5 protein-coding genes are annotated in these 15,418 nt (G+C 50.6%); 3 read left to right on the forward strand and 2 right to left on the reverse strand.

The features are described from left to right. Positions 1–208 precede the first annotated feature (208 nt). The gene (locus WG891_RS24590) at positions 209–853 is read right to left on the reverse strand and encodes a response regulator transcription factor (protein ID WP_337264868.1); all 645 of its coding nucleotides are present in this window, start codon (positions 851–853) and stop codon (positions 209–211) included. A gap of 291 nt (positions 854–1,144) precedes the next feature. Here WG891_RS24590 and WG891_RS24595 point away from each other — a divergent pair, with 291 nt between their 5' ends. Both WG891_RS24595 and WG891_RS24600 read left to right on the forward strand, forming a co-directional pair. After that, positions 1,145–4,456, forward strand: coding sequence for an ATP-binding protein (locus WG891_RS24595; protein ID WP_337264869.1), 3,312 nt, complete (start codon positions 1,145–1,147; stop codon positions 4,454–4,456). Between the two features lie 912 nt (positions 4,457–5,368). After that, the gene (locus WG891_RS24600) at positions 5,369–8,101 is read left to right on the forward strand and encodes a hybrid sensor histidine kinase/response regulator (protein WP_337264870.1); all 2,733 of its coding nucleotides are present in this window, start codon (positions 5,369–5,371) and stop codon (positions 8,099–8,101) included. A gap of 138 nt (positions 8,102–8,239) precedes the next feature. Here WG891_RS24600 and WG891_RS24605 read toward each other — a convergent pair whose 3' ends face one another. Continuing rightward, complete coding sequence (locus WG891_RS24605; protein WP_337264871.1) at positions 8,240–13,282, reverse strand: Ig-like domain-containing protein; 5,043 nt, start codon at positions 13,280–13,282, stop codon at positions 8,240–8,242. An 852-nt stretch (positions 13,283–14,134) separates the two neighbouring features. On the opposite strand from WG891_RS24605, the gene WG891_RS24610 reads away from it, so the two are divergent. After that, a partial coding sequence (locus tag WG891_RS24610) for an Ig-like domain-containing protein (protein ID WP_337264872.1) occupies positions 14,135–15,418 on the forward strand: 1,284 nt, incomplete at its 3' end.

Consider the following 15,418-nt stretch of genomic DNA (forward strand, 5'->3'; position numbering starts at 1 on the left):
AATGCTACTCTTGTTATTTACTGGTTTCTTGAATTAACTGATATCAGGCTGAAATGAAGAGATATACCCTAAATAGTTCGAGTTTTAGAGAGCGAGCAAAGAGTGATGCGAACGCTGTTTGCAGGGGAAGGCCCAGAATGGCCGAGTAATGCAAACAGCATTCGTACAGCTTGAGGGGGCAGAGTTTATCTATTTGAATGTAATAGAATTATTTCCTATTTATCATGTCTGATTCAAATGCAAAGCGGAATAGATCGGCGTCGCGTGATATGCCTAACTTACGCATGGCACTGGCTTTCTGGGAACTGATCGTTTGTTTGGTACGGTGTAGCTGAGAGGCAATCTCGTTGACCGACAAGCCTGAGACGTAAAGGCGAACCACTTCCATTTCGCGCTTGGTCAGAGCAAGGTGTGAAGCGGGATTCTGCTTAATGCCACTTTGGCCGGTTATCAGGTCATTGGTGGGGAAATAGTTCGATCCAGCATAAACGGCATGGATTGCCGAGATCAGTTGGCTGGTATGCTGCGTTTTCCCCAGCACGCCGTTGACGCCAATCTTAGCGAGTTCTTGCGCCAGGGCCTGGTTTTCCAATGTCGTGAAAACGACGATTTTCAATTGTGGCTTTATACGCCTGATATGGGATAACAGGCCGATACCATCGCCATATTTGCCACCGGGCATGATGTAATCGGTCACTAGCACATCACACTCTGTGCTGTGCAATAGCTCAACTAACGCATCGGAATCCAACGCCGAACCTACAATTTCCAAGGTAGGGAGCTGAGCCAGTTCGTGTACTAACCCCGCCAGCAGTGCAGGATGATCGTCAGCTAACAAAAGGCGAATTTTCATGTTTTAGCCATGTCCTTTATGCGATAACTGTTCTGGTTTAATGTTATGCCACATATGATGAGATGAGCATAGGCTGTTTTGAGAATATTCGTGTGATTTTTGTTGAAATATCCATGCTCGCTACAGGTAAATCGAATTATTTGCCGTATAAATTTCGTTCTTGTCTGTTATCTTGCAGGTAACTATAAGATTAGTTCGTTTTTGCCATTGTAGTATTTCGCATACTCTTTTTATACCTCATGATAATGATTTTTTGAGGCCGAACGCCATCTTGGTTATGTCTATACTGTCGTGTTAACTTCCTATATAGAATCACTTATTCGCTTGCGCCGCTATCAACGTCTATTGGTTTTTGGTTTCGGCTTATTTAGCACCCTTATGCTCCTTTTAGTTTTTACTATTGGGGTAAGAAGCGCTGTGCTTAATCAGATAGAGATGTTACGCCAGGGTTTTACTGGTGAACATACTCGATTGGAGAAAGAAATTGTCAAGCGGGAAAATACGTTCAGGACGATGTTGGTTGGTGCCGAAGTCTTATTAAAAGAGGATGTTAAGCTCAGCAATACCTACGTGCGCCAATTCTACCTCAATGATAACCAGTTGGTTTTAAACCCTGCATCTGCACTGGCTTCACAATGGGTTTACAGCACTGCGACTGTTGCTGTGGATAAAAAGGCAGTCAGGCATTTTTTGAGCTTGAGTCGTTACCTTGGGGAAGTGATTTCTGCAGATAGCCTGATGATGCCAAAAGATATTCTATCCAGTTATTTTTACAGCATAACGCATGAGATCGCTGGCATTATTCCTGCCCCGCCTTTGGCGATACGTGAACACTTTAAATCAAACTCTAAGTATAATCTGAGTTTGCTGGCCAAAAATGTAGACAGGAATGTACTTTTTGCTGATCGAAGAGAGATAACTCATAGCGCAAACCGTACATACTGGTTGTCCCCTGATATAAATCCTTACTCCGGTGAAGCAGTGCTGCGCATTGCTGCGCCGATCCTGCTCGATAGTATACCGTTTGCCGTTCTTGTGGTGGAGTTTGCCCTTCCTGAGTTGATGCCAACTTCGGTGTCTGAAGATAAACAGGGCACTTATACTCTTTTGTCAAAACAGGGGAATATCATCCGCAAGCGGGGTAATCAGTATATTGATCACCTCGCTATATATGATAATGAAAAACTCCAGCCAGAACCGCAGGAAAATGAGATCACCTTCGTTGCCGCTATAGGGGAGACCGGCTGGTTTCTGGTGTTTCACTGCTCATGGCACCAGATCGCTTCAATTATTGTTGGCCAAGCCAGCGGTGATGCTCTGGTTACTTTGGGTGCTGTGCTGCTGGTGTGGTGTTTTCTGATTTATTTTAAATTTTATCTTTTCCGCCCTCTCATCAGGCAGGCTCAACAGGCTTTGGAAAGTGAGCAACTCAGCCTTACCCTGATTGAAACCGCTCCTGTAGGTTTGGGGTTGTTGAGGCTGAAAAATGGTGAGCCGCTGTTGCGTAGCCCGGCGATGATACAAACTCAGGCGCAGTTGCAAATGGGTGAAGCCAGTCTGCCAGCGGAATTTGCCAAATGTTATCGGCAGCAGACAAAGACACCTGAAAGTGGACCTGTGCGCCAGGAATTGACGTTCAGCACACTCGAAGGTCTGTTAGTCAACCTGGCCGTCAGTATGGCTCCAGTTCGTTACCGAGGAGAAGATGCGCTGGTAGTGGCCTTTATTGATACCACCGACAAAAAGCAGTTGGAGCAATATCTGATCGCGGCCAAAGAATCTGCCGATAAAGCCAGCGCGGCCAAGTCATCGTTCCTGGCTGCGATGAGCCATGAGATCCGTACCCCGCTTAATGCCATTCTTGGCAATCTTGAACTGTTAGCCCATTCAGCTTTGGACGAACAGCGCGATCGCCTAGCTATTATTCGCCATGTGTCGGACAGCTTGTTGGCCACCATCAGCGATGTGCTGGATTTTTCCAAGATTGAGGCAGGGGAGCTTCACTTAGAACATATCGAGTTTGATGTACTGGAGGTTGCCGCCCGGGTGTTGGAAATTTTTGCCCCGATCGCCCGGGCGAAAGGGCTGGTTCTGCTGGGGGAGTTAGGGGAAACCACCACCCAAACGATGCGCGGCGATCCAACCTGCCTGGCGCAGGTGCTTAACAATCTCCTGTCGAACGCGCTGAAATTTACCGAACAGGGGCAAGTCGTGCTACGGATTTGCCTGGATGCTCCCGCTTCACGAATCCGCTTTGAGATCGAAGATACGGGCATTGGCCTATCAGCATTACAGCAGCAACAGATATTTCGCGCGTTCAGCCAGGCCGATGAAACTATCAATCGGCGCTATGGTGGAACCGGGCTGGGGTTGGCGCTGTGCAAGCGTCTGTCGGAGGCGATGGGCGCAGAACTGTCGGTCATCAGCGAATCTGGTAAGGGGAGTGTGTTTCAACTGTCGTTGCCGCTATTTCAAGAGGTGCGGCAGGAGGATCGGCCATTATTCAATGGTGAACGAGTCAGTGTACTGGCAGCGCTGCCAGAGTCTCAGGCGTATCTGGCAAGGGTATTAACGGCGTGGGGGCTGGAAGTGGCAACCTATCAACACCCGGCTCAAATTGATGATGTGGCTTTAGGCTCGCTGCAGACTCTGGTGCTGTGGGGGGAGAAAACGCTCTGGCATCCTGATGATGAAAATCGTCTGGTTGAAGAGGCCCAGTGGGTGATTGAATGCAAGGACCAAGGTCCGGGGATCCCGGCTGTTACCGGGCGAATATTGAGCACCTCAATGTATGGGGTCAAGGGCTTGGCTATGGCATTACGCCATAGCTTGCAGGGCCAGCATTTGCCAGCGCGTGAACAGGATGAACAGAGCTTACCCTATGCGCTGCGGGTATTGGTGGCAGAGGATAACCCATTCAACCGCCGCCTGCTTGAAGATCAACTTCGGTTGTTGGGCTGTTCGGTGTGCTTGGCTGAAGGGGGGGAGCAGGCATCGGCCTGTTTGCAGCAGGAACGGTTTGATATTTTGCTCACAGACTTGTCAATGCAGGGTATGGATGGGTATAGCCTGGCGCGCTGGGCGCGGACAGTTCATCCAAGGATGCCCGTGGTGGCCGTGACTGCGGATGCTAGCCTGCAGGAGTATACAAAGTGTGCGTTGGCCGGAATAGCGCGAGTGCTGATTAAGCCGCTGTTATTGAAAGAGCTGAAAGAGGTCTTGCTGGACGTGTGCGGCCAGGAGAAGCTCCTTAATGGGCTTCCAACGCAAGTTGAGGAACCGGCTGGCGCACAAGTGGGTAGGCAAATGTGGCCAGAAGATATGTGGAATATTTTTGAGGATACATGTCAGTCATCTTTTGACCTGATTCGCGAGGCGCAAACAATAGGTGATACAGCCAGTATTCTGCGTGAGCTGCACAAACTTCGCGGTGCGTTGAGCGTATACCATTTCCCTGATGCTGAAAAAAGGCTGGCAGAGATTGGGGCACATCTTAAATTAGGGGGAGGAGACATCAAAAGGCTGCTAGAACCCTTTCTGCGTGGGCTTCAGCATGAGTTATTCCTCAGGCGTCTACCTATAACCCATTCTCAAGTATTTTGAAAAACCTCGTTTAAGGAGGAAAAGAAATTAGCAAAGGGGTGTCACTGACAATTCTCTGATACTGCACCATAATCATTCAGACCAATTTGGTTATTTTATTCCTCATGCTTCAGGTGGCCCCCTTGTGTGGACAAGGGATTTAATCAGCCACATTGATGTAATGCGATGAGGTATTGGAAAAATCTTGAGAGTCTCCTGCCTATGAGCAATTTTCATAAAGATGAAGTATTAGGGCGCTTACGTCGCCATCACTATCTGTTGATAAACGGTGGCGGCATAGTGATTACTTTGCTCATTTTATTTGCCAGCGGGTTGGAGATCTGGGCGAGTGTACGTGGATATCTGGCTAGGGTTCAGATTGAAACCTCTATAAATATCAATAAACTATCAAATCAAATCGTACGCTCAACGGCGAGAGCCAACGCTAATACTCATGATGTTGCCATATCGCTGAATATGGTGAGGCCGGTAAACCAGGACACTTTGTTGCAGTTTAGGGCGAATGACGACAGTTTGCTTTTTCATAACGCTTTCGAAGATCAGCCGATTCTGGTTATGGCGACTCAGCCATTAACCAGTGCAGATGATCCCTGGTTTTACCTCTCTCTGGCGCAAAATATTTCCCACTATGCCTCTGAAGCCAGAGGGCGTAATAGTGGGGAACTCAATGGTTATATTTACAGCACGGATAAAAAATTCTTGCTATTCACCGCGGTACCTTGGGAACCGACTATCGCACATCGTTTATTGTCCCAACCGCGCTCCGTTTTGACGGAACAGTTAAGCCATGAAGTAGATCAAGGCCTTGCGTCCTACGGCGAATCAAGTCGCCCGCCACAGCCCATTTTACATTGGCTGCCTCCTTCTGAAAGCCTGTTGAGCCATAGGCCCGTATTCCGGGTTGTCTCTACCATGTGGAAATCCAAAACTGAAAAGTTTGGCACATTGGTGTTTGAGCTGCCCATTGAGCGATTTGCAGATACACTGCCTCAGTCCAGTTTTGGTGGCGACAGCCTGCTCTTGGACCAAAGCGGACGGCTAATGTTGCCCTACAACAACCTTGCCGAGGGGCGACTGCTTAAGTTGGCCCAGCTAGTGCAAAAAGAGGGGTTGGGTAAGTCTCGTCGAAGTTATTATCAAGATGGGCAATTTATTTATAGCTGGGTGCTTGGCCGGAACGGTTGGATACTGATTTATTCTCTCTCGTTACGGCATATCATTGCTGATATCGGGCTGCAACTCCTCATCCCTATTATCTTTGGTAGCATTACTATCCTGGTGATCTGGGTGTTATTGCTGTTGGTGAAGCGACGCGTTTTGATGCCCGCAATGCAGCAGTCTGAGCGCATTTTTGAAAGCGAACAGCTCAGTCGCACCTTTATTGAAACTGCACCTGTCGGATTGGGGTTGCTGGCGTTGGGAAATGGCACCCTTTTGCTGCGCAGCCTGGTTATGGTGCAAATGCAGGAGCGGTTTCAAAACGGCTCCCGCAGCCTGCCAGCCGCTCTGGTTGAGTGTTACCAGCAACAACAGAACCTCCATCAAGAGGGGCTTGTGCGCCGGGAAATTACCTTCGATACGCGTGATGGGCAACAGGTTAACCTGTCTGTCAGTATGGCTTTGGCTCGTTACCGCGGAGAAGATGTTCTGGTCGTGGCCTTTGTGGATATCACCGACAAAAAACAGCTGGAACAGTATCTGATCGCCGCCAAGGAGTCTGCCGACAAAGCCAGTGCCGCCAAGTCTTCTTTCCTGGCGGTGATGAGCCATGAGATCCGCACTCCTCTTAATGCCATCCTCGGCAATCTTGAACTGTTATCCCATTTGCCCTTGGACGAACAGCGCGATCGCCTTGATGTGATCCGTCATGCTTCAGACAGCCTGCTGTCAACCATCAATGATGTACTGGATTTTACCAAGATCGAGGCTGGTGAGATGCACCTGGAGCACATCGAGTTTGACATTCTTGAGGTGGCAGCTCGGGTTCTGGATATCTTTGCCCCGATCGCACAGGCAAAGGGGCTTACGCTGCGGGGTGAGCTGGGGGAAACCACCACGCTGCCGCTGTTGGGCGATCCAACCTATATGGGGCAGGTGATCAACAATCTGTTATCGAATGCGCTGAAATTTACCGAGCAGGGGCAAGTCATACTGCGGATAAACGTAGATATGTCTACCTCCCTCATTCTGGTAGAGGTTGAAGATACCGGTATTGGCATATCGGCGTTACAGCAACAACAGGTGTTCAATGCCTTCAACCAGGCGGATGAGACCATTAATCGGCGCTATGGTGGTAGCGGGTTGGGGTTGGCGCTGTGTAAGCGGCTGGCGGAGGCCATGGGCGGGAAGCTGTCCGTCACCAGTGAGCTGGGTAAAGGTAGCGTGTTCCAACTGTCGTTGCCTTTATCACAGGCCAAAACGCAGCCCGATCGCCCATTATTTAGCGGGCAGCAAGTCATCGTATTGGCAATAATGCCAGAGTGTCGGTCATATCTAACCAGGGTATTGACGGCGTGGGGGCTGGAAGTGCGGTGCTATCAACACCCTGCGCAGATTGATGACGCTGCGCTAAGCACCCTGGAAACGTTGATACTTTGGGGAGACAGGAGCACTTGGCACCACGATGATGAAAATCGCCTGGTTGAAGAGGCGGCCTGGGTGATCGATTGCAGCCATGAAGGGCCGCAGATACCTGTTGCGACCGGGCGAGTGTTGAGTACGTCGGTGTATGGGCTAAAAGGGTTGGCCTGCGCTTTGCGGCATAGCCTGCAGGGACAGGATCTGCCGATACGTGAACAAAGGGAACAGGCTTTACCGCAGGCGTTGCATGTGCTGGTCGCAGAAGATAACCCGGTCAACCGGCATCTGATTGCGGAACAACTGCGGCTGTTGGGTTGCACGGTGTGCTTGGTTGCAGAAGGTGAACAGGCACTGGCCCAATTGCAGCAGGAACGGTTTGATATTCTTCTGACGGATTTATCCATGCCGGGGATGGATGGCTATACGCTGGCCCGGCGAGTGCGAGAGGAATGGCCAACGATGCCAGTGGTGGCGGTAACGGCCAGTGCAACCCAGCAGGAGTACACCGCTTGTAAGGCGGCCGGCATGGCACGAGTTCTCACCAAGCCGTTGTTATTGAAAGAATTGAAAGAGATGTTACTGGTCGTGTGTGGCCTGGAAGCGATTTATCTCGAAGCAAAAATGAAGCCCGAGGTTGAGACTCAACCATCCGGGGTGCTGGATGGTAATGCGCTGCCGGTGGATATTCAGCAGCTTTTTGAGCAGACCTGCGCCAATTCGCTCGCGGCGCTGAGAGAAGCGATCGAGACAAAAGATATACCTGCCATTTTGCATGAGCTGCATTTCCTCAATGGTGCGTTTGGTGTTTTTGACATGCAGCAACTGATTGAACAGGCTACCGCCCTGGAAGTTCTGATCAAAACTTCGGGGATCGAGCCTGCCCAGATGTTACTCGCCGCATTTTGTGAAGCATTAGAGAAAATAGTATTGGCAACGCCAGTCAGCGCTGAATCTTTGGTTACCCGCATCATGACGCTGGCAGCGTCCAGCCACGATGAGAGCCACGGTGAAGAAATTGTGCGTTTAGGCAATGAGCTGCTGGCTATCTTATCTGAGCGCCAATAAAGAGCTGGGCAGGTGAGTGGGCAGCGACGTTCCGGGATTGTGATAAGTGAAAGGGTTACCCCTGTTGAGGGTAACCCTTGAGCTTGATTGACAAGGTCACTGATAGAGCGTTACCTCTATCAGGCAGGTCGGGTAGGCTTAGCTTACGGTTACAAGGATATTTTGTTCTACCAGCAGTTCCGTTGCGCCTGCAACATAGGAGTGGTAAACCACGCCACCGATTTCAGCTTCACCCGCATCCATCCACGACTCAGATTGCGTATCCAGAAGCTGGAGGGTGTTCGAACTGTCACCGTTAATCACGAACTGGTTCTTGCCGTCGGCTATAACCATATCGGTCTGTCCTAATCCATCCAGTGCAGAAGCGCTCAGGCTCAGGCTGTTGGCGCTGCCTTGACCCAGATCGATCTTCTCGATCCCGGTGATATGGCCTATCAGTGCGTCAAGATCCAGGGCCATGTTTCTACCGTCCAACAGCAGGGTATCTATACCGGCACCACCGTTGAGAGAAACGAATGATGTATCAGTAATACCCATGACATCATCACCCGCACCGCCGCGTACCGCCGACAATGATTCGCCGGTCAACATCAGGCCAGAGGCTGAACCATCGTCAAACAGCATCCACAGGCTACCCTGTGTGGCATCATCAGCCAAGGCCAGAAGCGTCGTGGCGCTTTGGTTGCTGCCATTCATGGCAACTTCTTTGCCCAGAGTGCCATCCAGGTCGATAATGCGGCCCTTGATGGATGAGCCGTTGCCATCACCTACTTGGTAGTCGGTCCAGGTGACGAACAGACGGCCATCGGCCAGGAAGGTAATATCGGGCTCGGATTGAGTTCCCGCTACTATCTGGTTAATCTGCATTTCCTGGCCAACACGGTTACCGTTATCGTCAAAGAATTGCATATAAATACCGAATGTCCCTGCTCCAGGTGTTATGTCGGCCTGTGACTCATAAACCACCACAAAGCCGCCGTTTGGGTTGGCCTGGACTATTGGTTTCTGTTGAGCGTATAGCGTGAAGGTATTGACGATAAATTCGTTGCCCAAGGGTTCACCGGCAGCAGAATAAACGCGAGCATAAACGCTGCCATCCTGATCTGGGCCCGTGGTATTGCCGTTATCCCATGAAACCACAAAATTACCATTGGCCAATGTGGTGATACTTGGGGCACTTTGCGCCCCCGGCAGAGTCTGGTTGGCAATAAAGCCAGGGCTGTAGGTATGCGTCACTGGATTGTAGATCTGTACCATGACGTCTTCATCACCTCCTTTCCCTAGAGTAGTATAAGTGATCGCGACACGGCCATCGGCTAACGTGATTGATACCGAACCCGAGGTTATCGCCGAGGAACCCGCTAACACTTCATTAGTGACCGGTTGGTCATTGGCATCATACTGGCGTGATACCATCGTGGTGATTGAGCTTCCCTTACGCCAAGTCACCAGATAACCACCATCATCCAACGCGGTGATGGATGGCATATTGGTCCAAATCGCACTCGGATTCGGGTTGACCACCAGCTCACTGCCAATCTGCACGGTGCCAATCACTTGCCCATGCTCATCGTATTCATAGCCGTAATGCGCCATACGGATATGGTTGGCCGAATCAGCGCTTGCCCATGCAACGACAAAGGTACCGTCAGCCAGCGTAGCAATCGCTGGGTCAAACTGATGATATGCTTTCATCTCTTGGCTAAGCAGTATTTCCGGTCCGATGGGCATTCCCTGCTCATTAAACAATTGCCCCTTGATATCTGAATTACCGGCATCTTGCGAATGCCAGACAACCATGACATTGCCATTGGGTAGTGCAGTCGTCACCGGGGTGGTCTGATTGCTAGTAATCTCACCGTTGACTTGGAATTCCGAGTAAAAACCGGCATCAATGTCAACGACAACGCCTTCGATACCGTATCCGTGACGGTCGATCACCTCACTGTTCCACGTGACGAAAATATTGCCATCCTCCATCAGCGTGGCGTCAAGGATATGCGTCAGATCGATATTATCCCAACCGGCACCCTGGTTACCCCAGGTGGTCGGGTTGACCAGAAATTCATGGCCGACCTTGTTACTGTTGGCATCAAAACGCTGAGCAAAAATGGCTGAACCATCGCCGTCACCGCCTTCAGAACCCCAGAACAGCATGTAGCCGCCATCGTTCAGTGCCACACCCACGGGCTTATACTGCTTGCCTGCTTGGTATTCGTTGACGATAAAGTCACCGTTACCGAGTAACGCAACGCTACCGGTGACAGGATCAAAACTGTAATGAGCTGCACGGATATCGCCACCTACGCTCTGCTTGTCGCTGGAGTCCCACATAACGACAAAGCTACCATTTTTCAGCATCAGTACATCCGGATACTGCTGAACGCCATCCTGAGTGGTGTTCAGGATCAGGTCAGGGCCTGTCGCAGAACCATCAATTTTCCGTAACTTACCATTAATACCGGTTTTATTACTGTCTACACCTTCCCAGACGGTGAGATACCAGCCTGTATCGCCTAACAGCACCATTTCCGAGCCACCAGACGAGTCTGCACCGCCACTTCTGATGACCACTTCATTACCTACCGGTTGGTTATCGGCATTGTAGGTGCGCTGCATGATCGAGTTATTACTCTGCGCGCTGTACCAGGAGATGATATAACCGCCGTCTGGCAAAGCCAGCGCTGCCGGGCTGCGCTGGGCGCCAGCCGTCGTCTGGTTGACCAGGAACTCATCAGTCTGGGCAGTGCCATCTGCAGCGTATTTACGGGCGAAGATGCTGTCTTGGTTATTGTCCAGAGCACTTGCCTGATATGATTCAAACACCACCAGGAACCCGCCATCGGCCAGCGCGACTACCTGAGGGCTGTCTTGGTTTGAGACAGTGCGCTGGTTGACAAACTGTTCCCGACCAATTTTTTGTGTGCCAGTCGGATCCAGCAACTGCATATAGACATCATAAAATTTATTGTTATCCCCCTGCCAGAGAACCACCAGATTACCGTTAGCCAGCTTGGTTACCTGTGGGTTCGATTGGTTTCCAACTACCGTGGTGTTGATCGCTCCGCCCGATGTCTGATGACCATTAAGGTCAAACCCACCGATCGTATCGTTGGTGGTGACGGTCACTTTGTAACCAGGGCTATGTGGCGTAACGTTACCTGCCATATCGATGGCAGCAGCGGTAAAAGTATGAGCACCGAGGCTTAAGGTTTCATTGACCTCAAGGAGCCAGGTGCCATTGCTGCTCACCTGGACGCGGCCGATTTCATGCTGCCCGTTGGCATTGGTGACGAAGACGATCACGGTTTCGCCCGCGGGCCCGGTGCCGCTGAGGGTCGGGTTTTGGTCGTCAGTACGGCCACCGTGGACGACATTGCCGGTAATGGTGCCAATATCATCGTAGATCCCGCTAATACGCAGGTTCGACGTGTCAGGCGGCGTCAGATCCAGGTTGACCTCGAATACGGGAGAAAGCTCGCTGGGAGAATGCGTGGTATTGAGCGCCTGTACCTGGAAAGCGTGTTGGCCTTCGTTCAACGCGGCAGCCGGGGTAAAAAGCCAGTTGCCTGCGGCATCTGCCTGGGTTTCACCGACCACAATACCATTATCAAAGATTTTGATCGTGTCGCCAGCCTGTGCTTTGCCACGCAGGGTGGGGGTAGCGTCGTCGGTATAATCACCGTGCTTCAGCAGTCCCTGAAGGTTGCCCACATTGTCAGCTACGCTGTCGATAGTCGGGCTAGAAGTGCGGTCTTCCCCCAGTACCAGTGTAAAGGCATCGCTCTCAGCGTTACTGGTGTTACCTGCCTTATCGCGGGCAGAAGTGGTGAAATGGTGTTCACCGTCCGTCAGTGGTGCCCCTGGTGTGAAAGACCAGTTGCCGCTGGCATCTGCCATGGCGGTGCCCAGCAGTTTACCGTTGTCATTGATAAATACCGTCACACCCGCTTCGGCCTTGCCGGACAGCCTTGGGGTGCGGTCATCAGTCAAATCTCCTGAGTTCAGGATACCTTGCTGTGCACCAACATCGTCAAACGCTTGCAGGATGGTCGGCAATGCAGGGGGGATGGTGTCGATCGTCATTGTGTAGGCTAATGACCCCAGCCCGGAGTTACCGGCAAAGTCGACTGCTTTGGCAGTGATTGTGTACTCACCATCCGGGAAGGCGAAAATGGAAGAGAACTCCCAGGCGCCTGTCACGTCGGCAAATGCGGTCCCGATCATGGATTTGCCACTATAGATAGCCACCACGCTGAACGCTTCGGCACGGCCTTTAATCAATGGCGTATTGTCGTTGGTGTAGCCATTTTTCCCGATCAGAGCGTTCCCGTGGTTATCGCTGCTGATACTGTCGATGACGGCGCGCGAGGGAGCAATAGAGTCGACGATTAACGCAAAGCTCTCGGATGATTGGCCGCTGGTTTTGTCGCGAGCCACCAATACGTGCCCGCTTTCACTGAATTTATCCTCGGGAGTGAAGCGCCAAAAGCCGCTGGCATCAACGATCACTTCACCGATCACCTGACCATTGTCAAGAATCTCAAGAGAAGCACTGGGATTACCGCTGCCTTCTAAAACTGCCCATTGATCATCAGTGACGTTACCTGACTTCAGAGCCCCTTGGCGTGAACCCAATTGGTCAAGGGCATGTGTGATTGTCGGCGCCTCATCCTGCATCAACGCCGCCATTGCGGCCATGGCTGGTGCAGCTTCGCTTGCCGGGGATAACGCGTCATTAGCCTCAGCGATAGAAACTTCGTGAAGCATGCTCAGCATCGGGCTCTGTGGCTGCTGTTCAATATGGCCCAATGACTGGGCGTCAAATATGACCGCCCCCTGCTGAGGGTTATCTTGAGCAGATAGGCTGCGGATAAACTCGCCGTCCGGCTTAATTTGGTACAGTTGACCGCTGTGGGTGAAAAAATCTTTTAGAGCCAGATGTGGCTGGCTATTTTCCTGGCTGTGTAGGGTTAAAATCAGATCTTCACCTGAACGTTCTGCGGCTAATATATCCTCAAGCGATGCGGTTGCAACCTCTTGTACCAGATAAATATTACCTGGAATGTATGGGACATATTGTGTTGGTTCGCTCAGCGATGTGTCTAGATAACCGGTCTGTATTAATGAGTCTTCAGTGATGACTGAGAAACGGATTGAGCTATCAGTAGTATTTTTCATTTAAATTAAGATCATCAGGTAATTAATGGGGAGGTTCTAAGAAAACAAGCAAAAACGATGAGTTGCTCTATAGCCATTTTCAGCATTAGCACAACAACCAGCATTAATACCAAGTAAAGACTTTGGTTTTCCCAAACATGTGTCCATGCTGCAGTTGCTTAGAGAACGTCGCGATTTAATGCGATGGATAGAATAAAGGCAGGAAAAGGAAATAAATACCTGACCAGTTCGAAAATGCGTCCGTAAATCCTCTTACGCTTGAAGATTACAAAAAGTTGATGCACCCTACGGGCGTGTGACTTGAAATAGCCGCCAGACTGAGGGAGTTAAGTGAGCACGGCTTGAATAATTGCAGCTAAAGAAGTGTGTGATCATAATGCTATAATTTATAATCCTATGCTGACTGAGTCAGCCAGTTTTTTACCTGAATCTTCAGGTTGCTCTGTGTATCATTTTGCTTTTTATAATGATTTTCTGTGCTTTCGTACGTGACCGTTCACAAACGTTAAAAATTCATACCAATCAGAAAGACTCTTTCATCAGAAATCTGTTCAATAGGGTATTCAAGGGAAAGGGTATGCTGCAGATAAACTGTAACAACCTCCCAAACCCCATATTCAGCATCATTATGCACACCATCTAGATTGTTACATTTCCTCTTTAAGCAAGACGTTTATGTAACGGTTGTACTGTTAGAAAATTGAAATTAATTAGGAAGAATATATGGTAACGCAGCCAACAAAACTCGTATTGGTTGATGGCAAAGAAGTACGGCAAGAAGTCTCTTTGCGCTCTAAAAAAACAGGAGCCCCCCAAAAGATAAAAGCCATTGCAAATGGCAAATTTATCCTGGTGGATCAAGAAACGGGTTTTGCCCCTGAAAACATCACGGTTAAACGAGTAGGTAAAGACCTGCATGTCAGTCTTGAAGGGGATTCACTCGATCAGCCAACCGTCATTATTGAGGATTTCTTCCTGCATAGTGCGGAACTTATCGGTATGGCTGAAAGCGGTGCTTATTATCCATATATCTCTTCCGACGGTGACGATGACAACGCCGTTGCAGCAATGCTGCTCGATGGTGAAAGTTCGCCTCTGGTTTTAGGGGGGGAGCAACTCAGTGGTGAAAGCTATTCCATGCTGGGGGCGCTCGGCGTATTGGCATTAGGTCTGGGAGCGATTGGTGCGATGATTGCTCAGGGCAGGCCAAACAAGCATGGCGGCGGCAAAAATGATGCGTCCCAACCTTCTGATGAGCAACAGCCCGCACCAGATGTCACCCCTCCAATACTGAGTCAGGTTATTGATAATAAAGGGTCTCTACAGGGGGCTATTACTGCGGGTTCTGAGACTGATGATAATACCCCCACTTTTTTGGGGAGCAACGGTACGCCTGGTAATACCATCATCCTTTACGACAATGGCAAAAAAATCGGTGAAGCCGAGGTGGGTAACGATGGCCGTTGGTCATTCACCCCAGGTGATCCTTTGGATGACGGCGCCCACAGCATTGCCATGGTTGAGCAGAATGCTGACGGTAACGTGAGTTCTCCGTCTGATGCCTTCGAATTAGTCGTTGATACTGTGCCGCCGGCAGCCCCCATCATTGCCGGCGTCTATGACGATGTCGGCAGCGAAACCGGCGCTCAGGAGCCCGGTGCGGTGACCGACGATACACGGCCGACGTTGACGGGTAAGGCTGAAGCAGGTACGAAGGTCGAGATTTACGATAACGGTAACAAGATCGGTGAAACTACCGCTAATGCCAATGGCGATTGGTCATTCACGCCGGAAAGCGAACTGGCGAAAGGCGAGCACAGCTTGACTACCCGTGCGACCGACGCGGCGGGTAATGCTTCCGCGATGTCCCCGCCTTGGGAACTGGTGATCGACACTCTCTCGCCTAACCAGCCGGAGACTGATGACAAGGTGCCGGGTATCGGCGAAATCATTGACGATCAGGGGCCGGTACAGGGGCCGCTTGCTAAGGGGGACACCACCGACGACACCACGCCGACCCTGAAAGGCCAGGCGGAAGCGGGCGCGAAGGTCGAGATCTACGACAACGGCAACAAGCTTGGTGAAACCACCGCCGATGCCGAAGGGAACTGGGTCTTCACGCCGGAAAGCGAACTG

The sequence above is a fragment of the Serratia sp. MMO-28 genome (genome assembly GCF_037199905.1).
Classification (GTDB): Bacteria; Pseudomonadota; Gammaproteobacteria; order Enterobacterales; family Enterobacteriaceae; genus Chania; species Chania oryzae.